This window comes from Sphingomonas lutea, assembly GCF_014396785.1.
In the GTDB taxonomy this organism is placed as follows: Bacteria; Pseudomonadota; Alphaproteobacteria; order Sphingomonadales; family Sphingomonadaceae; genus Sphingomicrobium; species Sphingomicrobium luteum.
In genome coordinates, this window is sequence record NZ_CP060718.1 from 1,628,664 (window position 1) to 1,648,776 (window position 20,113).

At 65.3% G+C, this 20,113-nt stretch carries 18 protein-coding genes and 2 pseudogenes; 6 read left to right on the forward strand and 14 right to left on the reverse strand.

Going from position 1 to position 20,113, the window contains the following annotated elements; genetic code table 11:
• Positions 1–9: 9 nt before the first annotated feature.
• From clpX to dapA, 6 genes and pseudogenes are all read right to left on the reverse strand, one after another.
• On the reverse strand, positions 10–1,278 hold the full coding sequence (clpX, locus tag H9L13_RS08400) for an ATP-dependent Clp protease ATP-binding subunit ClpX (RefSeq protein WP_187537297.1): 1,269 nt from the start codon (positions 1,276–1,278) through the stop codon (positions 10–12).
• 169 nt (positions 1,279–1,447) lie between these two features.
• Positions 1,448–2,212 carry an alpha/beta hydrolase gene (locus tag H9L13_RS08405; RefSeq protein WP_187537298.1) on the reverse strand — a complete coding sequence of 255 codons (765 nt, stop codon included), beginning with the start codon at positions 2,210–2,212 and terminating at the stop codon, positions 1,448–1,450.
• 28 nt (positions 2,213–2,240) lie between these two features.
• The gene (locus H9L13_RS08410) at positions 2,241–2,597 is read right to left on the reverse strand and encodes a response regulator (protein WP_187537299.1); all 357 of its coding nucleotides are present in this window, start codon (positions 2,595–2,597) and stop codon (positions 2,241–2,243) included.
• A 39-nt stretch (positions 2,598–2,636) separates the two neighbouring features.
• Positions 2,637–4,900, reverse strand: a pseudogene (locus H9L13_RS08415) (hybrid sensor histidine kinase/response regulator).
• Between the two features lie 159 nt (positions 4,901–5,059).
• Positions 5,060–5,542, reverse strand: a complete 483-nt coding sequence (smpB, locus tag H9L13_RS08420) for an SsrA-binding protein SmpB (protein WP_187537300.1) — start codon at positions 5,540–5,542, stop codon at positions 5,060–5,062.
• A gap of 9 nt (positions 5,543–5,551) precedes the next feature.
• Positions 5,552–6,424 carry a 4-hydroxy-tetrahydrodipicolinate synthase gene (dapA, locus tag H9L13_RS08425; protein ID WP_187537301.1) on the reverse strand — a complete coding sequence of 291 codons (873 nt, stop codon included), beginning with the start codon at positions 6,422–6,424 and terminating at the stop codon, positions 5,552–5,554.
• Between the two features lie 82 nt (positions 6,425–6,506).
• Here dapA and H9L13_RS08430 point away from each other — a divergent pair, with 82 nt between their 5' ends.
• On the forward strand, positions 6,507–8,480 hold the full coding sequence (locus tag H9L13_RS08430) for a lytic transglycosylase domain-containing protein (RefSeq protein WP_187537302.1): 1,974 nt from the start codon (positions 6,507–6,509) through the stop codon (positions 8,478–8,480).
• Between the two features lie 12 nt (positions 8,481–8,492).
• Positions 8,493–8,978: a transcription elongation factor GreB gene (greB, locus tag H9L13_RS08435; protein WP_187537303.1), complete on the forward strand. Its 486-nt coding sequence runs from the start codon at positions 8,493–8,495 to the stop codon at positions 8,976–8,978.
• Here greB and H9L13_RS08440 read toward each other — a convergent pair.
• Both H9L13_RS08440 and aspS read right to left on the reverse strand, forming a co-directional pair.
• Positions 8,975–9,697: a polyphosphate kinase 2 family protein gene (locus H9L13_RS08440; RefSeq protein WP_187537304.1), complete on the reverse strand. Its 723-nt coding sequence runs from the start codon at positions 9,695–9,697 to the stop codon at positions 8,975–8,977. The genes greB and H9L13_RS08440 overlap by 4 nt on opposite strands.
• 94 nt (positions 9,698–9,791) lie before the next feature.
• On the reverse strand, positions 9,792–11,567 hold the full coding sequence (gene aspS / locus H9L13_RS08445) for an aspartate--tRNA ligase (RefSeq protein WP_187537305.1): 1,776 nt from the start codon (positions 11,565–11,567) through the stop codon (positions 9,792–9,794).
• A gap of 109 nt (positions 11,568–11,676) precedes the next feature.
• On the opposite strand from aspS, the gene rnd reads away from it, so the two are divergent.
• Positions 11,677–12,867: a ribonuclease D gene (gene rnd, locus H9L13_RS08450; protein ID WP_187537306.1), complete on the forward strand. Its 1,191-nt coding sequence runs from the start codon at positions 11,677–11,679 to the stop codon at positions 12,865–12,867.
• Positions 12,860–13,162 (forward strand): I78 family peptidase inhibitor, encoded by a 303-nt coding sequence (locus H9L13_RS08455; RefSeq protein ID WP_187537307.1) that lies wholly within the window; start codon positions 12,860–12,862, stop codon positions 13,160–13,162. The genes rnd and H9L13_RS08455 overlap by 8 nt, the downstream gene beginning before the upstream one ends.
• 1 nt (position 13,163) lies before the next feature.
• Here the strand turns inward: H9L13_RS08455 and H9L13_RS08460 are convergent, their stop codons facing one another.
• Together H9L13_RS08460 and H9L13_RS08465 are read right to left on the reverse strand one after the other, a co-directional pair.
• Entirely contained in the window at positions 13,164–13,787 is a 624-nt protein-coding gene (locus H9L13_RS08460; protein ID WP_187537308.1) for a P-loop NTPase family protein, read from the reverse strand.
• On the reverse strand, positions 13,784–15,091 hold the full coding sequence (locus H9L13_RS08465) for a heavy-metal-associated domain-containing protein (protein WP_187537309.1): 1,308 nt from the start codon (positions 15,089–15,091) through the stop codon (positions 13,784–13,786). The genes H9L13_RS08460 and H9L13_RS08465 overlap by 4 nt, the downstream gene beginning before the upstream one ends.
• Before the next feature lie 65 nt (positions 15,092–15,156).
• Here H9L13_RS08465 and purM point away from each other — a divergent pair, with 65 nt between their 5' ends.
• A complete protein-coding gene (gene purM / locus H9L13_RS08470) occupies positions 15,157–16,251 on the forward strand; it encodes a phosphoribosylformylglycinamidine cyclo-ligase (protein WP_187537310.1) in 1,095 nt (364 codons plus the stop codon).
• Positions 16,244–17,205: pseudogene (gene purN / locus H9L13_RS08475) on the forward strand (phosphoribosylglycinamide formyltransferase). Before purM ends, purN begins: the two are co-directional and overlap by 8 nt.
• Before the next feature lie 2 nt (positions 17,206–17,207).
• Here purN and H9L13_RS08480 read toward each other — a convergent pair.
• The 4 genes from H9L13_RS08480 to H9L13_RS08495 all read right to left on the reverse strand — a co-directional run bounded on the left by H9L13_RS08480 (position 17,208) and on the right by H9L13_RS08495 (position 19,993).
• Positions 17,208–17,594 (reverse strand): VOC family protein, encoded by a 387-nt coding sequence (locus tag H9L13_RS08480; RefSeq protein ID WP_223176439.1) that lies wholly within the window; start codon positions 17,592–17,594, stop codon positions 17,208–17,210.
• Position 17,595: 1 nt separating this feature from the next.
• Positions 17,596–18,018 carry a nucleoside-diphosphate kinase gene (gene ndk, locus H9L13_RS08485; protein WP_187537311.1) on the reverse strand — a complete coding sequence of 141 codons (423 nt, stop codon included), beginning with the start codon at positions 18,016–18,018 and terminating at the stop codon, positions 17,596–17,598.
• Between the two features lie 76 nt (positions 18,019–18,094).
• Entirely contained in the window at positions 18,095–18,532 is a 438-nt protein-coding gene (locus H9L13_RS08490) for a DNA polymerase III subunit chi (RefSeq protein WP_187537312.1), read from the reverse strand.
• 12 nt (positions 18,533–18,544) lie between these two features.
• Positions 18,545–19,993: a leucyl aminopeptidase gene (locus H9L13_RS08495; protein ID WP_187537313.1), complete on the reverse strand. Its 1,449-nt coding sequence runs from the start codon at positions 19,991–19,993 to the stop codon at positions 18,545–18,547.
• Positions 19,994–20,113: the final 120 nt, after the last annotated feature.

The window sequence follows — 20,113 nt, forward strand, 5'->3', positions numbered from 1 at the left end:
CCGTCGTGATCACGCGGCGTCGCCGGCCTTGTCCTTGGCCGCATAGACCCGGACGGGCTCCTTGGTGCCCAGGACGACATCCTTGTCGATATGCACTTCGTTGACGCCGTCCATCGAGGGCAGGTCGAACATCGTGTCGAGGAGGATTCCCTCTAGGATCGAGCGTAGCCCACGCGCGCCGGTCTTCCGCTCGATCGCCTTCTTCGCCACGCAGTGAAGGGCATCGTCCGTGAACTCGAGCTCGACATCTTCCATGTCGAATAGCTTGGCATATTGCTTCACCAGCGCGTTCTTGGGCTCGACCAGGATCTTGACCAGGGCTTCCTCGTCCAGGTCCATCAGCGTCGCGATCACCGGGAGGCGGCCGATGAATTCCGGGATCAGGCCGAACTTGAGCAGATCCTCGGGCTCGCAATGCTTTAGCGTTTCGCCCGTCTTGCGCTCCTCGGGCGCGGCGACATGCGCGCCGAAGCCCATCGACTTGCCCTGCATGCGGTCGTCGATGATCTTTTCGAGGCCGGCGAAGGCACCGCCGCAGATGAACAGGATGTTGGTCGTGTCGACCTGCAGGAATTCCTGCTGCGGATGCTTGCGCCCGCCCTGCGGCGGAACCGAGGCGGTCGTGCCTTCCATCAGCTTGAGCAGCGCCTGCTGGACGCCCTCGCCCGATACGTCGCGGGTAATCGACGGATTGTCCGACTTGCGGCTGATCTTGTCGATCTCGTCGATGTAGACGATCCCGCGCTGCGCCTTCTCGACATTGTAATCGGACGCCTGGAGCAGCTTGAGGATGATGTTCTCGACGTCCTCACCGACATAGCCCGCCTCGGTCAGCGTCGTCGCATCGGCCATGGTAAACGGCACGTCGAGGATTCGCGCCAGAGTCTGTGCCAGCAAGGTCTTGCCGCAGCCCGTCGGGCCGATCAGCAGGATGTTCGACTTGGCAAGCTCGACCTCATTGCCGGCTTTGGAGCCGTGGGCGAGGCGCTTGTAATGATTGTGGACCGCGACCGACAGGACGCGCTTGGCGCGATATTGGCCGATCACATAGTCGTCGAGGACCTTGCAGATCTCCAGAGGGGTCGGGACGCCATCGCGGGTCTTGACCAGCGCCGACTTGCTCTCCTCGCGAATGATGTCGTTGCACAGCTCGACGCATTCATCGCAGATGAACACGGTCGGGCCCGCGATGAGCTTACGCACCTCATGCTGCGACTTCCCGCAGAATGAGCAGTAAAGGGTGCTCTTGCCGTCGCCGCCGCCAGTAAGCTTGGTCATTACCGTCCTTGTATCGCGACCGCACGCGGCCGTCCTCTCAGGGCCATGCTAGCCCTCTTTATGGCACAATCAACTCTGCCGGAGTGTTAACGTTGCCGCGCCCGGAATTGCTCTTTCGTTTCAAGAATATGGTCGGGGTCGGCGCACCCCGCAAGAGCCCGCCGACCAATCACGGGATGGCCGCCAGCGCGTCCTGCATGGCCTCCTGGAATTCGGACTTCGCGTAAATGTCGTTGTGACCGGCGCCCCGGATGGTGCGATCGAAGACGAGGTTCCGCACCCGTTTGCGCAGCGCGTCGGTACGCGCCGGCTGAATAATCGTGTCGTGCTGCGCGCCGATGATGGCGATTGGCACGCTCGTTCGCTCTGCCGCAGCGGCGGCGTCGATCTCATGCGCGAAAAAGGGGCCGATCGGGATCCACGGATACAAGGATTGCGCCGATGCTTTCAGCGAATCGAAGGGCGTGACGAGGATCGCCCCGGCCACGGGCCGCTGGGTCGCGAGATGTGCAGCGATGCCACTGCCAATGCTGAACCCGACCAGGATGGTGCGATCGGGGCGAATGGCGTCGACGGCATGATCGTAGAGTCGAGGCGCGTCGGCGAGAAGCGCCGACGACGACGGGGATCCCGTGGAGGGAGCATAACCGCGGTAGTGGAATGTCACGACGTGCGCGCCGGGATACAGGTCGTGTAGATAAGTCCCGACGTCCTGCGCGTTCCACGCATTGCCGCCGAAGCCGAGGATCAGTGTCGTGTCCTGGCTTGCCCTGGGAGGCGGGAAATGGACGCCGTTCAGCGTCACGCCCTTGTCGACCTTCAGCGACAGCGTCTTTGCGCCGGTGGGCAAGCGTCCGGCCTTGGGGACGGCATGCGTCGGGAAGATGAGGTGGGACTGAAATTCGAACATGGCGAGGAGCAGCGCGGCGCCCACGGCTGCCGCCGCGAGCCAAAGCCCGAGCTTAGCCGGCGAAGGCCGCCTCGATCGCGGGTGTGACACGGTCGACCGTATAGGGCTTTTCGATCACCGGCGCGTCGTTGAACTCGGGCGGCGGGGGGTCGACGTGGCCGCCAGTGGCGATCACGAAGGGGACTTTACGCGCCCGCAGCGCGCTGGCGACCGGCCAGACGTTCTCGCCCTTAAGGTTGACGTCGAGGATGGCGAGATCGAATCCGCCCTTCTCGACCTCTTCCAGTGCGCATTGCACCGTGTCGCAAGACCCACTGATGGTGTGCCCAAGGGAATCGAGAAAATCCTCGAGCATCATCGCAATCAATGGCTCGTCCTCGACGATGAGGATGGAACGCCCCGCACTCATTGATGCGCAGATAGTGGCGCGAACCCCAAGTGGAAAGGCTTATTTCGCACGCATCTCCCGCTTGGCCGCTTCGGCCAGATCCTGGACTGAAAACGGCTTGGGCAAGAAGCTGACATTGTCGACGTCGATCGAGTTGCGCAGCTGCTCCTCGGCATAGCCCGACATGAAAAGGACCCTTAGCTCAGGCCGGCTCTTCCGCGCCTCCCCGACCATTGTCGGGCCATCCATCCCGGGCATCACGACGTCGCTGATGAGAAGGTCAATCTCCTCGCCGCGATTAAGAATTTCCAGCGCGTCCTCACCATTGTCGGCGGTGATTACCTGATAACCGTGGCGGGTCAGCGCGCGTTCGGCGACGGCGCGAACCATCGGCTCGTCCTCGACCAGCAGGATCGTGCCGCTGCCCCACAATTCGCTCTCCTTGGGCTTGGCGGTGGCCTTGGACTTGGCCGCAGGAGCTTCTTCGCGATGGACCGGCAGATAGATGACGAAGCGCGTCCCCTCGCCGACCTTGGAATCGGCGAAGATGAAGCCCCCGATTGCTTGACGATGCCGTAAACAGTCGACAGCCCCAGCCCGGTCCCCTTCCCCACCTCCTTGGTCGTGAAGAAGGGCTCGAAAATCTTGCCGAGCACGCTCGCGGGGATACCCGAACCCGTGTCAGTGACCGAAAGAGCGCTGTAATCTGCGATGGGAAGGATGTCGGAACCAAGCTCGGCGACCTGGTCGGCCTTTACCGAATAGGTCTGGATCGTGAGCACGCCCGCGCCCTTGGAGGCGATTGCGTCGCGGGCGTTGACTGCAAGGTTGATGATAACCTGCTCCAGCTGGCCCGGGTCGGCGCGCACCGACCCCAGGTTGCGGCCATGCTTGACGACCAGCTCGACCGTTTCGCCGAGCAGGCGCTTTAGGAGATGTGATACCTCGGATACCACATCGGGCAGCTGAAGCACTTGCGGGCGCAGCGTCTGTTGGCGCGAGAAAGCGAGCAACTGCCGCGTCAACCCGGCGGCGCGATTGGAATTCGACTTGATCTGCTGAATGTCGTCATAGTCGCTGTCGCCCGGCGTATGGCGCATCAGCATCAGGTCGCAGTGACCAATGATCGCGGTCAGGATGTTGTTGAAATCGTGCGCCACGCCGCCCGCAAGCTGCCCGACCACCTGCATCTTGGTCGCCTGCGCCACCTGCCGCTTTAGCTTGGCTTCCTCGCTATTGTCCTTGAGCAGCAGCAGAACCGCGGCATCGCCCAGCCCGCGCAAGCCCGCGATGGTCAGCGCGACAGGGTCTGACGATTGTCGCGACAGCCGTACCGCAAGGTCGCCCGACATCGCGGGACCGCGCGCATTGCGCCGCACGGCATCTGCGACCGGCCCTTTGTCTTCCTTGACCACCAGGTCGCCGGGATAAATGGGGAGTGCCGCGCCCTTGATCCCCGCCGCATTGCGGAATGCCTGGTTCATCGTCAGGAAGCGCCCGTCGCGGTCGACCAGGGCCAAGCCGATGGGCAGGACATCTAACAGGGTCTGCAGGTTGGCCGATGCACCGGAAGGACTGTCGGCGCTGTCGAACAGAAGCAACGTTCCCGGCCCCTTCTCGCGATCAGGGTCGATCGGCAAGTGCGCAAATCGCAGCGGTCGCGCCGATTCGCCCTCGGCGACGAGGCGCATTCGCTGGCCTTCATCAGCCTGGACGATGTCCGTGATCATCAGCGGTCCACCGCCCCGTCCATTGGGAAGGGCGCGGTCGATGAAGGCGCGATTCGCCGCAAGAACGACGCCGCCGCCATCGATCACGGCAGCCATGACGCCATTGGCAGACAGTCGTTCGCCTGAATCCCCCTCGACCCTTCGCGCAGCGACCGTGAGCGCATCTGGGCTTGTCGGCGCCGGGAACCGCCACAGAAGCAAATCCTCATGCGCACCAATCCGCTCGACCTCCACCGCGCACGTCCCCGCGTCGGTCGCCGCGCCGGCCACGCACCCGGCGCCATCTCGCCAGGCAAGCTCCCGAGCCATCGCCAGTGCTTCGCGCCCTTCTGCGCCGGACGCGAGGTCCAGCGGTGAACGCGGTGGGCCGAAGCGCTCGCGATACGCCGGGTTGGCGATCAGGAGCGATCCTTCCGCGGTCGTGAGCGCGACCGGTTCCCCCGTCAGCCCGATGACTGTCCCGAGCGCCGCATAATCCGGTCCAAGGCTGATCGGCGCTTGAATCTCTGTCCGCGCCGGACGCCGCATGGCGATCACGCCAGCGCCAGCAAGTCCGGCGATCGCCAGAACCATCGCTGGCACCACAAGTCCCATCAGCAGGGCCCCAGCGCCACCGAAAGGCCTGCCGCGCCGACGATGGCGGGCATCAGCCAGCCGGTGAGCGGGCGCGAATCGATTCTGGGAAGATCCTGGTGAAGCATCTCGCGGGAACGCTTACTAACGCGAGTTGCGACGTCTGTCAGACGAAAGACGTCAGCCGTGCTGGCGCAGAAGCCGCTGCTGGTCGCGCTTCCAATCGCGTTGCTTGATCGTCTCGCGCTTGTCGTGGACCTTCTTGCCACGCGCCAGTGCGATCTCGACCTTGGCCCGGCCCGTGGCGTTGAAGTAGATCGACAGCGGGACCAGCGTCAGCCCTTGGCGGGTGATGGCGCCGTGCAGCTTGGAAATCTCGCGCGCCTTCAGGAGCAGTTTGCGCTTGCGCCGCGGCTCATGGTTCAGCCGGTTACCATGGCTATATTCGGGAATGTGGCTGTTGATCAGCCACACCTCCTCGGCATCGATCGTGGCGTAGCTCTCGGCGATCGACCCCTCGCCCTGGCGCAGCGCCTTGACCTCGGTCCCCGCTAGCTGGATCCCCGCTTCGAAACGCTCCTCGACAAAGTAATCGAAGCGCGCGCGCCGGTTCTCGGCAACCACCTTGGCTTTGTCGAACGGGGCTGGGAGATCGCGGGCCATGACGAAGGGTCAAACGAGACCAGCGTGATCCAGTGCCGCGTCGACCGCGCGTTTCGACGCATCCGACGGCGGAGTCATCGGCAGGCGCAGCTCCGTCGGGAAGTCGGGGCGGAGGCGGTTGAGGGCATATTTGGCCGGCCCGGGCGAGGCGTCGGTGAACAGCGCCGCATGGAGCGGGAAAAGCCGGTCCTGAAGTTCGAGAGCCTCCTCCCAGCGCCCTTCGCGCGTGGCGCGCTGGAAGTCGGCGCACAGCCTCGGCGCGACGTTGGCGGTGACGGAGATGCACCCCACCCCGCCCATGGCGTTGAAGCCGAGCGCCATATCGTCATTGCCGCTGAGCTGGACGAAATCCTTGCCGCAGGCCTCGCGCTGGGCTGAGACCCGCCCCAGATTGCCCGTCGCGTCCTTGACCGCGACGACGTTGGGGAGAGTCGCCAGCCGCGCCATCGTTTCCACCGAAATGTCGGTGATCGTCCGCGCCGGCACGTTGTAGAGCACGATCGGCAGGCCAACCTCGGCGACGGCGGACAGATGTGCGTAGATGCCGTTCTGGTTCGGGCGGTTATAGTAAGGCGGCACGTGGAGCGCGGCGGTAGCGCCAGCGGCTTGCGCTGCCCTAGTCAAGACAATGGCATGCGCGGTGTCGTTGGCGCCGCAACCCGCGATCACCGGAATATTTCCCCCCGCGACCTCGACCGCGATTTCGATCAGCCGGCGATGTTCGGCATCGGTCAGCGTCGCCGCTTCGCCCGTGGTACCGCATGGCACCAGGCCGTCGCTGCCCTGGGCGACCTGCCAGGCCACGAAATCACGGAATAGCGCTTCATCGACTCGTCCTGCCGCAAATGGAGTCAACAGGGCGGGTAAGGAACCGAAAAACATGATTATTTCCTCGCGTCCGGTGTGAAGCGCAACGGACGCTTAGGGCCGGCGTTCAGGGCCTGATAAGGAGGGGGACAACAGGATGTCCAGCGTGAGGCGTCGGGCGATCATTCTGGTAAGTGCATTGGTCGTGGGAACGGCCAGTTCCGCGCAGTATGCCCCCCAATATGCGGCGCGGCCCCAGGCTCCGCCCACCTATTCGACTGCCGCGGTCGGCTACGCGCTCAACGATTGGCGCCGTTTGCGCCAGAGCAGCGGCTACAGCTTCGGCGATTACGCCCGGTTCCTGAATTCCAATCCCGATTGGCCCGCCGAAACGACGATGCGCCGCTGGGCGGAGCGCCAAATGCGCCCGGGCGAGCACGGCTCCACCGTCATCGCCTTCTTCGCACGTAACAAGCCGGAAACGGGCAATGGCTGGGCGCGCCTGGCCGATGCCCATGCCGCGGCCGGCCGAATGGCGGAAGCGATGGCAGCGGCGCGCGAGGCTTGGGCTTCGCCCAACCTGTCGGCAACCGACGAACAGGCGATCTGGGCGCGCTACGGCAGCAGCATGGTGACCGCCGACCATGACCGGCGCGCAGATGCCCTGCTTTTCGCCAAGAAGGCCGACGATGCCGCACGCTTCGCGCCGATGACCAGCCCCAATCGCCGCGCCGCCTTCGCCGCGCGAGTCGCGATGCAGCAAAGGTCGCCGAACGTCGACGCGCTTTACGGCGCCGTCATTGGCAGCGTGACCAGCGATGCCGGCCTGATGATGGACCGCGCCCGCTACCTGCGGGAGACAGGGCGCGAGAATTACGCCCGCGATCTTGCCGCGCGGCCGCACAATTTCACCTATCGCCCGGCCGATCCCGAGCGTTTTTACGAAATGCTTCTGCTCCTCGCCAGTGGTGCGGCGCAGGACCGGCAGTTCAACCTGGCCTATAATATCGCGCGGCAGGTCGACGATGCGCTGCCGCCGGGGACGACGGTCAGCGCGCAGCCGCTTGGCGTGCGCGACGAATATACCAGCCTTGCCTGGCTCGCCGGCACTACCGCGCTCGACCGCATCGGGCAGGCATCCAACGCCATTGCGATGTTCGACCGCTATGCGCGCGGCGGGCGCTCGCTCCAGGTACTGACGAAGGGCCAATATTGGGCCGGCCGTGCCGCGCTCGCCGCGGGCCGTTACGCCGAGGCCAATGGCTATTTCCAGCGCGCCGCCGCTTATCCCGAGTTGTTCTACGGCCAGCTGGCGCTCGAACGGCTCGGCCGTTCGGTGACGACGCCGGGCGCTTCGGTCGCGTCCTATGCGGCGACCCCCGCGCAGCGCAGCGCCTTCGCCAACAACAGCCTTGTCCAGGCGGTCCGCATCCTTGGCCAGCAGGGTCGTTCGACCGAGCAGTCGCTCTTCGTCCGCGCACTTGCGGAATCGCTGACCAACGATGCCGATCGGGGCCTTGCGGTCGACCTGTCGCAGCAAATCCGCCGCAACGACCTCGCGGTTTGGATTTCGCGCGCGGCCCGTACTGACGGGTCGATGTTCTACGTCCGCCAATCCTACCCGACCCTGCCCGCGACCCTGTCGCCCAACGTCTGGTCGCTGGCACACGGCATCACGCGCCAGGAAAGCTCGTTCGATCCCTATGCACAAAGTCACGTCGGCGCGCGCGGCATGATGCAGCTGATGCCCGGCACCGCGCGCGAGCAGGCGGGCAAGATGGGCGTCGGATACGATGCGACGCGGCTTTATACGGATCCCGCCTACAACGTGATGCTCGGCTCCGCCTATTTTCAGCGGATGCTCAACATGTGGGACGGCAACGTTCCGCTCGCCGTCGCCAGCTACAACGCGGGCTATGGCAACGTACGCAAATGGGTTGCACGCTACGGCGACCCGCGCGGAAATGTGGACGTGCTCAAGTGGATCGAGGCCATCCCGTTCGTGGAAACCAAAGGTTACGTGCAGCGGGTGATCGAAAATAGCGTCGTCTATGATTCGATGCGCAGCGGTTCGCCGCAGCAGGCGAGTTTCCACGTCTCCCGCTACCTGGGGAAAAGCCGCCCGGGTTGATAAGTTCGGCCGATGGTCAAGGATCGTTTCATTACCCCAGCAGGGTTCGCGCGCATCCGCGCCGAATATGACAGCTTGTTCGGTGTCGAACGGCCCAAGCTGGTCGAGACCATCTCTTGGGCCGCGGCGAACGGCGATCGATCGGAAAACGGCGATTACATCTACGGCCGCAAGCGTCTGCGCGAGCTCGACCGGCGACTGGGCTATCTCGGCAAGGTCATGAAAAGCGCGAAGGTCGTCGACCCGTCTGCACAGCTGGACCGCGACCAGATTCGCTTCGGCGCAACGGTTGAGCTTGCGGACGAAGACGACGAGCGCCGCACGATCACCATCGTTGGCGACGACGAAACCGACGCTTCCGCGGGCCGCATCGGGTGGAGCGCGCCACTGTCGCGCGCGCTGATCGGCGGCAGGGTCGGCGACGAACGAACGGTTCGGCTGCCCGCTGGCGAGAAGAGCTATGAGGTGATTTCGGTCGCCTACCCGCCCGCTGGCTAAGCCGCGCGGATCGGTGCTTCGACCAAATGCGGCGGTTCGCTCGGCATGGCCTTGTCCCACGCCTCGGCGATCGCTTCGAGCGCGGCGAGGCTGGCCTCGGTCTCGTCAGTCCCGTCGATCATCCGCCACGGCGACCAACGCGTGTCGCTGTGCTTGCGCAGGTCGGCCAGCGCCTCGGCATAAGCGGGATCGCGCAGGTCGAGCGGATCGGCCGACCGCGCGACGGCGCGCCACGGATTGGCTAGGCGCTCGCGCAGCCGCACCTCCTGCGTCTCGGCGCTCACCTCGAAAAAGAGTTTCACGATCAACGTGCCATAGTCGCGCTGCTGCGCCTCGAATTCGTTGATCTCGTCGAAGGCGCGGGCCAGCGCGGCGTCATCGGTGCGACCAAGAAGGCGGTCGTCGAGCACCCGCCGGTACCAGCTACGAAAGAAGATGGCGGTATTGCCCGCACTCGGCAGCTGTCGCCAGAAGCGCGCCAGCCAATGGCCTTCGGACGCTTCGCGGCGGTCGTGAAGCGTGCAGTGGACGGCGGTGTGGCAAGGGTCGAACGCCGAGGCGAGCTGGCGCAGCGCGGCCTTCTTGCCCGACCCTTCAGGGCCTTCGAACAGGACGATGGCGCGGCGCCCGTGGACGATCTGCGGCAGCTGAAGCTCGCAAACATGCTCGCGCAAGGCGGCAAGCGCGGACTGCTGATCGTGGCCGGCGACGGGGGACATGGCGCGGAAGCTACGCAATCGCCGGAATCCGGACAATCGCCCTCTGCGCGACCGTTCCGATTTGGATCAATCGTGGCCCGGAAGCCACGAGCGCCTATTTAGGCTCGACCAGCCGGATGTTGAGCTCCTTGAGCTGCTTGGGATCGACCGCCGACGGCGCGTTCATCATCAGGTCTTCCGCTTTCTGGTTCATCGGGAAGAGGATGACTTCGCGGATGTTGGGCTCGTCGGCGATCAGCATGACAATGCGGTCGATGCCTGGGGCCGACCCGCCGTGCGGCGGCGCGCCGAACTTGAAGGCGTTGATCATGCCCGCGAAGTTCGTGTCGACTTCGTCCCTGGTATAGCCGGCGATCTCGAACGCCTTGTACATGATATCAGGGCGGTGGTTGCGGATCGCGCCGCTGCTCAGCTCCACCCCGTTGCAGACAATGTCATACTGCCAGGCGAGGATATCGAGCGGGTCCTTGCTCTCCAACGCCCCCATCTCGCCCTGCGGCATCGAGAAGGGATTGTGGCTGAAGTCGATCTTCTTCTGGTCGTCGTTATATTCGAACATCGGGAAATCGACGATCCAGCAGAAACGGAAGGCATTTTTCTCGAGCAGGTCGAGCTGCTCGCCGACGCGGGTGCGCGCGAGGCCCGCGAGCTTGGCCGCCTCCTCTTCCTTGCCAGCGGCGAAGAAGATGCCGTCGTCGGGACCGAGGCCCATCGTCTCGGCGAGCTTGTTCATGCCCGCCTCGCCGTGGTTTTTGGCGATCGGGCCACCCCATTCGCTGCCCTTGCGGGTCGCATAGCCGAGACCCGCAAAACCCTCGCCGCGCGCCCATTCGTTCATTTCGTCGAAGAATTTGCGGCTCTTCTCTGCGGTGCCGGGGGCCGGGACCGCGCGGACGACCGCGCCCTTTTCGACCAGTCCTGCGAAGAGGCCGAAGCCCGAGCCCTTGAACTGTTCGCCGACGTCGTGGATCAGCAAGGGATTGCGCAGGTCGGGCTTGTCACTTCCGTACTTTAGCAGCGCTTCCTTATACGGGATGCGAGGATATTCGCCCGCCGGAGTGACGCTGCGGCCCTCGGCGAACTCCTCGAACACGCCCGACAGCACCGGCTCGATCGCGTTGAACACATCATCCTGCGTGACGAAGCTCATCTCGAAGTCGAGCTGGTAGAATTCACCGGGTGAACGGTCGGCGCGCGCATCCTCGTCGCGGAAGCAGGGCGCGATCTGGAAATAGCGGTCGAAGCCCGCGACCATGATCAATTGCTTGAACATCTGCGGCGCTTGAGGAAGGGCGTAGAATTTGCCCGGATGGACTCGGCTCGGGACCAGGTAGTCGCGGGCGCCCTCGGGGCTGCTCGCGGTCAGGATCGGCGTCTGGAATTCGGTGAAGCCGCCGTCGATCATGCGGCGGCGGATCGAGGCGATCACCGCCGAACGCAGCATGATGTTCCGGTGCACCTGGTCGCGCCGCAGGTCGAGGTAGCGGTAGCGGAGGCGGATCTCCTCGGGATAGTCCTGCTCGCCGGCGACCGGCATCGGCAGTTCGGCGGCGGCCGATTGCACCGTTACGGCGTTGGCGAACACCTCGATCTCACCCGTCGGCAGGTTGGCGTTGGTGGTGCCCGCGGCGCGCGCCTTGACGGTGCCGTCGATCGTCACGACCGACTCGACGCGCAGATGCTCGAGCGTCGGCAGCGCCGGACTGTCGGCGTCGGCGACGATTTGAGTGATCCCGTGATGGTCGCGAAGGTCGATGAACAGCACGCCGCCGTGATCGCGCTTGCGGTGCACCCAGCCCGACAGGCGCACGCTGGCGCCGACATCGCTGGCGCGCAAGGCCGCGCAATGGTGGGTTCGATAGGCGTGCATGATGATGTGGCTCAGTTCAGCAAAAAGTGTGGAAAAATGAGCGCCGCGCTTCCTCGCCCACTCCGCTTTTGTCAACCCGCCAAGGCGCGGCTATGGCCGACGGCGAGTCATGAAAATCCATCCGTTGATTACAAAGTCCGAGGAGCTTGCAGCCCTCGTCGATCGCCTTTCGCAGCACGACTTTGTCGCCGTGGACACCGAGTTCATGCGCGAGAACACCTATTGGCCCGACCTGTGCCTGATCCAGGTCGCAAGCATCGACGAAGCCGCGGCGATCGATCCCAAGGCGGACATCAATCTCGCACCATTGCTATCGCTGTTCATCAACAACGCCGATGTCCTGAAGGTCTTCCACGCCGGCGGCCAGGATCTGGAGATCATCCATAATCTGACGGGTAAGATGCCCTTGCCGCTGTTTGACACGCAGGTCGCGGCGATGGCCCTCGGCCACGGCGAGCAGATCGGCTATTCGAACCTGATCGAAAGCCTGCTCGGCCATAGTCTCGACAAGGGGGCACGCTTCACCGACTGGAGCCGCCGGCCGCTCGACAAACGCCAGATCGATTATGCGATCGCCGACGTTACGCATCTTGCAACCGTCTTTCCGCGCATGGTCGACAAATTGCGCAAGACCGGACGCGGTGCCTGGCTCGATGAAGAGATGGAGCGGCTGGCCGATTCGTCGTCGTTCGCCTTCGCGCCCGAAGATGCGTGGAAACGGCTTAAGCTGCCGAGCCGGAATCCGGCGGTGCTTGGCCGGCTGAAGGCCGTCGCGGCGTGGCGCGAGACGGAGGCCCGCTCCAAGAACCTGCCGCGCGGGCGAATCGTCAAGGACGACACCTTGAGCGAGATCGTGCTTCACCCCCCCAAGACGCAGGACGATCTCGCCCGCATCCGCGGCCTATCGGCCGGGTGGAAGAGCAACGATATCGGCGCGCGCCTGATCGCCGCGATCGAGGGTGCGAAACCGCTCGAGGGGCACGAGCTGCCCGATCGCGAGCCGCGCCGCCCCGGACTGACCAAGGATGCCGCGCTCGTCAGCGACCTGCTCAAATTGCTGCTCAAGATCCGTGCCAAGGAAACCGGCGTTGCGGCCCGCCTGATCGCGCGTTCCGACGATCTCGAAGCGCTCGCGGCGGGCGTTCGCAAGAACCTCAACATCCTGTCGGGCTGGCGATTCGAAGAGTTTGGCAGGGACGCGCTTGACCTGGTCGAAGGCCGGCTGGGTTTCGCGATCGAACAGGGAAAGTTGAAGATGAGCCGGCTTGCCGACCAACCGCAGGAGAAAATCGATGCGTAACCTTGCGATTTGCAGCGTGCTTGCATTGGGCGCCTGCGCGGCGGCCGGGCAGACCCGGGTGGTCGGCATCGACCAGGTGCCGCCCGGGTCGACCTGCGTCCAGTCCGGCGCGCTCGACAGCTTCAAGGGCGAGATGGCGAGCACCGAGCTCGGCGCACGAATCATGGGTGCGGCGCGCGCGCCCAACCTGCGCTGGGTGCCGCACGGCGCAATGGTGACGATGGAATATAATGCACGCCGCGTGACGGTGCAGCTCGACCCGCAGAACCGCGTCCTCACCGCCAAATGCGGCTGAGCTAGGCGGCTTCCCCGATCATCTTGGCGTCGGCTAAGGCGCGGCGGATGGTCGGCAGGCTGAGTCGCGCCCGCTCGGCAATGGCGAATCGGTCGATCGCTTCGACCGCCCGCTCGGCGGTCCAGTAATCGCGGTGCAGGCGCTCGCTCATGAACCGCAGCGCGTCGCCCGGGATATGCAGGCCGCGATCGGCGAAGAACAGCTGAATCAAGGCCGCGAACAGCGCATCGTCGGGATGGTCGATCCGCGTCACCGGCGTGACGGCCAGCCGGGTCTTGAGATCGGGTAGCCGCGGGGTCCAGGCGGGCGGCCCCTGGTCGGCAACCATGACCAGCGGGCGACCGCTATCCTGGGCCTGGTTCCAGGCATGGAACAGCTCCTCCTCGTCACGTTGCTCCGCGTCGTCGAACAATCGCCCGCCGACGCGCTCGACAAAGCTTCGCGCAAGCAGCGATCGGCCCGAGCGGCGAGGCCCGGTAAGGATCGTCGCCTTGACGGGCCACAGGCTCCATTTGCGAAAATGCTCGTAAGCCTCGGCATTGGCGTCGCTGGCGATGAACCGGGCATCGCCATCGGTCTGCGGCCAGTCGAGCGGAAGCGCGATCTGGTCGGCGCCGCGAGTCATTCCTCGCGGCCCGCGGCCTGATTGGTGGTCGCCTGCGGCTGCGGCTGTGGCTGCGCCGGCGGCGGTGTCGCCGGCTGGGGCGGTGGCGGCGGCGGCGGGATCGGGGGTGGCCGCCCGCTTACCGACCGGATGCGGACGATTGTGCCGGAAACTTCCGTCGCCCAACCCCGCGCCGACAAGGCCGACGCCAGGGAGTCGATCGCGCCGCGGTAAGACACCAGCACGTAGCTCGTGCCCGACGGATTGATTTGCTGCGGGCTGGCCGATTCGACGCCCGGAAGCGTGCGCAGATGCGCCATTGCGAAATTATAGATGCCGACGTCACCGCCGCTGATCTGCACCTGGAAGCTGTTGGTGGTCTGCGTTGGCGTCGGGGCGACTTCCTCCACCTCTTCCTCGGGCAATGGCGGCGGCGGGGGCAGGTCGAGCGAGGGATCGCGCACCAGCATCCCCGCGGCGAGCGCCCGCGCAAACAATTGGTCCATGCGCTGGACGCCTTGGGCCATCAGCCGCGGAAGCGATTCGCTGTTTGCCGCAGTGAGGGTGAAGCCGCCCACGATCTCGCCATCCGGGCCGTGGCGCGCAATGAAGCGGGCGCGGGCCGGCCCGCCCGGATAAAGGCGCTGAAGCTGCACTTCGGCGACCAGGATGTCCGCCGCCCCGTAGAAATCCACAAGATTTCGCCACCAGCCGCGGCCGGGGCGAGAGACTTGCGCCGCGTTGATCAGCATCGGATCGACACCCAATCCGCTGACGCGGACGTAATCGATCGGGCTCTGTGAGGTGCGGTACTGCGCCCAGGCGCGCTGCCAGGCATTGCGCAGTTCGACGCTCGTCGCGGTGCCCCCCGTGATCGTCACGGGGATGAGCAGCATCGGCAACGAACGCTGCACTTCGCCGCCTTCGACGCCGAGGAAGGGCGCGGCGCGTGCGCGGTCGAACAGGATGCCGAGATCGGCGATATAGCGGTTGGGCCCGATCTGCTCGCGCTCGACGTTGATCGAGCTGACGATCTGGTCGAGCGTCGAATCGGGCAGGTTCGGCGCGTCGCTTAGCGGCACCTTGTGCGTCTTCGCATAAAGCGCGCGGAAACCGCGGCGCTGGGCCTCGCGCCAGCCGGCAAAACGGGCCGCCTGCGCATCCGGGCCACCGACGTCGACATGAATGCCCTCGATCTCAAGCGTGCCCGAGCTATCGATCGGCAGGATTCCGCGCTCAGCCGTTTCCAGCTGCGCATAGACCACGCCCGACAGCGCGGTGAGCAGGATGATGGCAAGGGCAAGGAACAGCGGCCGGCGAAGCATTGCTGAGGCTTTTGGCGACAACGGCGTGGAAATCCAAGCGGCTTGTCTCTAAGCGCGCTTCGCACATGACCGATACACCCCTGACCTATGCCGACGCGGGCGTTTCCATCGACGCCGGCAACGCCCTCGTCAAAGCCATTGGCCCGCTTGCGCGCTCGACCGCGCGGCCTGGCGCGGATGCGGAACTCGGCGGGTTTGGCGGATTTTTCGACCTCAAGTCCGCAGGTTACAGCGATCCTTTATTGGTGGCTGCGAATGATGGGGTGGGCACCAAGCTTAAGCTTGCGATCGACACCGGGCGGCATGACGGGGTCGGCATCGATCTCGTCGCGATGTGCGCCAACGATCTTGTCGTGCAGGGCGCGGAGCCGCTCTTCTTCCTGGATTATTACGCTTGCGGAAAGCTCGATCCGGACACGGCGAAGGCGGTCGTCGCGTCGATCGCCGAGGGCTGCCGGCAAGCCGGTTGTGCGTTGATCGGAGGCGAAACCGCCGAAATGCCGGGGATGTACGCCGCGGAGGATTACGACCTCGCCGGCTTCTGCGTCGGTGCGGTCGAACGCGACAAGGTTCTGACCGGTCGCGAGATCGCGCCGGGTGATGTCCTTCTCGGGCTGGCAAGTTCGGGGGTGCACAGCAACGGCTTCTCGCTCGTCCGGCGGATCATCGAAACGCAAGGGTGGGATCCTGGCCAGCCTCTGCCCGGCGCCGCTGGCGGGACGCTTGCCGAAATCTTGCTCGAGCCGACGCGGATTTACGTGCGGTCGCTCCTCCCGCTCGTTCAGGAACGCCGGATCAAGGGCCTCGCGCACATTACAGGCGGCGGAATTCTTGAGAATATTCCACGGGTTCTGCCCGATCATTGCCATGCCAACGTCGATGTCGGCACGTGGCCGTTGCCGCCCATCTTCTCGACACTGCAACAGGGCGGGCGCGTCGCGCCGGAAGAAATGGCGCGCACGTTCAACTGCGGGATCGGCATGGCGGTGATCGTCGCGCAGGACCAGGCCGACGCGGTGACGCAAGCGCTGGAAGGCGCCGGAGAGCGCGTGTTCCGCATCGGCGAAATCGTCGAGGGCGAACGCGGGTGCAGTGTCAGCGGCGCGGCCGGCAGCTGGAATGCGCCGCAGGAGTGGCGCGCGACCTACCACCATGGCTGAACGCGCCCGCGTCGCGATCCTGATTTCCGGTCGCGGCTCTAACATGGCCGCACTGATCTACGCCGCCAGGGCCGACGATTGCCCGTTCGAAATCGCCCTGATCACCGGCGACAAGCCAGATGCGCCGGGCCTTTCTCTGGCCGAGGCCGAGGGTGTCGCGGTGCAGCGCCTCGATGCCAAAAGTCTCGGCAAGAGTTTCTGGGACCAGCTTCAGGATGCGCTTCAAGCCGCGGACGTCGATGTCGTCGCGCTGGCCGGCTTCATGCGCATCATCCCCGCGGCGTTCGTCGAGCAGTGGGCCGGACGAATGATCAACGTCCATCCGTCATTGCTGCCGAAGTACAAGGGCCTCAACACGCACCGCGATGCGATCGCCGCGGGTGACAAACAGGCCGGCTGTTCGGTTCACCTGGTCACGGCCGAAGTCGATGACGGCCCGGTGCTCGGGCAGGTCCCGGTCGCGATCCTGCCGGGCGACACGCCGGAGACGCTCGCCGAACGCGTGCTGATCGCCGAGCATCAGCTTTATCCGCGCGTCCTTGCCGACTTCGTCGCGCGCGAAACCGGCGTCGAGTGGATCACTGCAAAGGTCGGCGAACTTGCCTTGGCGCTCCCCAGGCCAGCGCCAAGACCAGCCACGGCTCGCCCGGCTGGCGCGTCGGCAGCGAATCCAGCGGCAAGTTCTTCGCCATCATGTTCAACCGCCACCATGGCGAGGACAGCGTCGGCGTCCTCGTCAAATGCGGCGGGCAGGACGAGATGGCGCAGCTGATCGAGGCCGAGCCCGACATCTACTTCCGCCCGGCCTATTACGGGCCGTCGGACTGGATTGGGATCCGGCTCGACCGCCGCGGGGTCGATTGGGATCACGTTGGGGGCTGGCTCGAGCGGAGCTGGGGCATCTGCGCCCCACCCCGCCTCGCCAAGCTGCATCGGGTCGCCGAAGAATTCTGACGTCAGCCGACCGGGTTCATGCCCGGCGGCGTGTAGGTGAATTCGGCGCGCAGCCCGTCGGGATCGGGGATGAACAGCGCGGTCGCGCCGCCAAGGTGCTGGAGCGGCTGAATGTCGAGCCCGGCGCCAATCAGCGCGTCGCGCAACGCTTCGACCGCCGCGACGCTCGGCATCTTCACGCCCCAGTGGTTGAGCCCCGCGCCGTACCGTTCGTAGGGCTTCGTCTCGGCATGGGCCTGGCCGAACTGCAAGAAGAAGCCAGCGCCATCGGTCCAGATCTTGTCGTCGATCCGCTGGAAGCCGGCGAGCGGCAGCAACGTCCCGTAATGGCCTTCGTAGGCAGCCCAATCACTGACGTAGATGGTCAGATGATCGAGCTGCACGGCCATGTCAGCCGACGATTTCGTCTTCGCTGAAGAAAAAGTCGATCTCGATCTTGGCGTTCTCGTCGCTGTCCGACCCGTGGACCGAATTGGCCTCGATCGATTCGGCGAACGCCTTGCGGATCGTGCCTTCGTCGGCGTTTTCGGGGTTGGTCGCGCCCATCACGTCGCGGTTGCGCTTCACGGCGTCTTCGCCCTCAAGTACCTGAACGACCACCGGGCCTGACGTCATGAAGTCACACAAATCGTTGAAGAAGGGCCGCTCGCGGTGGACGCCGTAGAAGCCCTCGGCCTGCTCGCGGGTCATGTGGATGCGCTTCGATGCGACAACGCGCAGGCCGGCGTCCTCCAGCATCTTGGTGACGGCGCCGGTCAGGTTGCGGCGGGTGGCATCGGGCTTGATGATCGAAAAGGTGCGCGTCACGGCCATGACCGGGCGATCTCCTGTGTTGATGGGGCTGGAATTGGCCGCAGCGCCTAGCGGGCCGCGCGGCGCGCCGCAAGGCTCAGCCCTTCTTCACCCATTTGCCGCTTTCATTGGCCCAATAGCGGCGCTCCACGCCCTCGCGTCCGGAAAGCAGTTTCCACGCCAGCCGCGCACCTTCGAGCGTTGCATCGTCGAACAGATAGAAGACACGGTCATACGCAAGCGACGCCTCGCGCCACTGCCCGTCCGCGATGAGAATGTTGCGCGCAAGGTTGGGCGCGTCCGGGGTCGTCGTCAGCAGGATCGGCTGGCGCGCATCATCCGCGCCCCCGGCGATGCCGTGCGGCAGGAAGCTTGCCGCGCCCTGGTCCCACAACAGGCGGTCGAGGCGCGACAACGTCCCTTCGTCCTCGGCGACGATGATCAGGCGGCCGTCCTGCGTCAGCAGCTTCTCGGCGATGCTCGCGATCACCTGCTCGGGCGGCGTGGCGCCCAGCTGATAGAAGTCGACAAGCATGATCGCGCTGCGTCAGGCTTCGAGCACGTCCTCGACATATTGGTCGAGAAGCCGCACGCCAAAGCCCGTCGCGCCCTTGTCATGGAGGTGGTTGGCCTTCTCCGACCAAGCCTTGCCGGCCATGTCGACGTGCGCCCACTTCACGCCATCGTCGACGAAGCGCTGGATGAACTGCGCAGCAGTGATCGAACCGCCCTCGCGCGGACCGACATTCTTCATGTCGGCGATGGGCGAATCGATCAGCCGGTCGAAGCTGTCCGCCATCGGCATGCGCCACAATTTGTCGCCGCTCGAATCCCCCACCTTGATCAGCTTCGCGGCGAGGTCGTCGCTGTTCGAAAACAGGCCCGCCCATTCGTAGCCAAGGCTGACGAGGATAGCGCCGGTTAGCGTCGCCAGGTCGATGATCGTCGCCGGCTGAAATTCCCGCTGCACGTAAGTGACGGCGTCGGCCAGGACGAGCCGGCCTTCGGCGTCGGTGTTGATCACTTCGACCGTCTGGCCCGACATCGTCGTGACGACATCCCCCGGCCGCTGCGCATTGCCCGACGGCATGTTCTCGACCAGGCCGCAGATGCCGACGATGTTCGCCTTGGCCTTGCGCAGGCCGATCGCCTTCATCGCCCCGGCGACCGCGCCGGCGCCGCCCATGTCCCACTTCATCGCTTCCATGCCGGCCGCGGGCTTGATCGAGATGCCGCCGGTATCGAACGTCACGCCCTTGCCGACGAACGCCGTCGCGGCAGTATCGCCGCCGCCCTTCCAGCGCAGCACGAGCATCCGCGCTTCCCGCACCGATCCTTGCGCGACGCCCAGAAGCGCGCCCATGCCCAGCTTTTCCATCGCCGAGCGGTCGAGGACTTCGACGTCCACGCCCGACCCCTTGAGCGCGTCGCGGACCCGGTCGACGAAGCTTTCCGGGTAGATGATGTTGGCGGGCTCGGTCACCAGCTCGCGTGTCAGTGCGACGCCCTCGGCCACCGGCGCCCAGCGGTTCACATAGCGCTCTTCCGCGCCGGCCCCGCCGCCCACGATCGTAACTTCGGCCAGCGACGGCTTCTGCTTGACCTTGAGCTTGGTGCGGTAGCGATCGTGCCGCCATGCCCGAAGGGCCGCACCGAGCGCGACGCGCGCCGCGCCATCGGCGTCGAAGTCGCATCCGCCAAGGTCGATCACCGCGTGGCTTTCGCCCGACGTCAGAAGCTTGGCGACCGCGTTGCCGCCAATTTTTTCCGCGACTTCGGCGGACTTGCCGCGCTTGCCCGTACCGAGAACCACGACGCGGCGACCGTCGACGAAATGCTCGGCGCTTGCGGCGCCTTCGCCATCGAACCGCTGCCGGCCAAGCGCTTCCTTCAGCCCGCCGCCGAACCGGCCGATGTTGTCCGCGTCGGCCCCGGCTGCGGGGAGAACGAGAGCGAAGTCACCATCGGGCCGACGATCGGCAAAGCGGATCTGCATGCAATTAGGTCCTTGGGAAGAAAGCGGTTGGCTGGCCTTTAGGATGCGGCAAACGGCTTGGCAAAGTCCCGGATGGGAGATTGTCGCGCGCCCGGCTTGGCGATAGGCACGACAGTGTTA

Coding starts and splice junctions, on each gene's coding strand:
- clpX (WP_187537297.1), bottom strand. CDS start 1,278: ATGACCAAGCTTACTGGCGGCGGCGACGGCAAGAGCACCCTTTACTGC.
- H9L13_RS08410 (WP_187537299.1), bottom strand. CDS start 2,597: ATGAGTGCGGGGCGTTCCATCCTCATCGTCGAGGACGAGCCATTGATT.
- smpB (WP_187537300.1), bottom strand. CDS start 5,542: ATGGCCCGCGATCTCCCAGCCCCGTTCGACAAAGCCAAGGTGGTTGCC.
- dapA (WP_187537301.1), bottom strand. CDS start 6,424: ATGTTTTTCGGTTCCTTACCCGCCCTGTTGACTCCATTTGCGGCAGGA.
- H9L13_RS08430 (WP_187537302.1), top strand. CDS start 6,507: ATGTCCAGCGTGAGGCGTCGGGCGATCATTCTGGTAAGTGCATTGGTC.
- greB (WP_187537303.1), top strand. CDS start 8,493: ATGGTCAAGGATCGTTTCATTACCCCAGCAGGGTTCGCGCGCATCCGC.
- H9L13_RS08440 (WP_187537304.1), bottom strand. CDS start 9,697: ATGTCCCCCGTCGCCGGCCACGATCAGCAGTCCGCGCTTGCCGCCTTG.
- aspS (WP_187537305.1), bottom strand. CDS start 11,567: ATGCACGCCTATCGAACCCACCATTGCGCGGCCTTGCGCGCCAGCGAT.
- rnd (WP_187537306.1), top strand. CDS start 11,677: ATGAAAATCCATCCGTTGATTACAAAGTCCGAGGAGCTTGCAGCCCTC.
- H9L13_RS08455 (WP_187537307.1), top strand. CDS start 12,860: ATGCGTAACCTTGCGATTTGCAGCGTGCTTGCATTGGGCGCCTGCGCG.
- H9L13_RS08460 (WP_187537308.1), bottom strand. CDS start 13,787: ATGACTCGCGGCGCCGACCAGATCGCGCTTCCGCTCGACTGGCCGCAG.
- H9L13_RS08465 (WP_187537309.1), bottom strand. CDS start 15,091: ATGCTTCGCCGGCCGCTGTTCCTTGCCCTTGCCATCATCCTGCTCACC.
- purM (WP_187537310.1), top strand. CDS start 15,157: ATGACCGATACACCCCTGACCTATGCCGACGCGGGCGTTTCCATCGAC.
- H9L13_RS08480 (WP_223176439.1), bottom strand. CDS start 17,594: ATGGCCGTGCAGCTCGATCATCTGACCATCTACGTCAGTGATTGGGCT.
- ndk (WP_187537311.1), bottom strand. CDS start 18,018: ATGGCCGTGACGCGCACCTTTTCGATCATCAAGCCCGATGCCACCCGC.
- H9L13_RS08490 (WP_187537312.1), bottom strand. CDS start 18,532: ATGCTTGTCGACTTCTATCAGCTGGGCGCCACGCCGCCCGAGCAGGTG.
- H9L13_RS08495 (WP_187537313.1), bottom strand. CDS start 19,993: ATGCAGATCCGCTTTGCCGATCGTCGGCCCGATGGTGACTTCGCTCTC.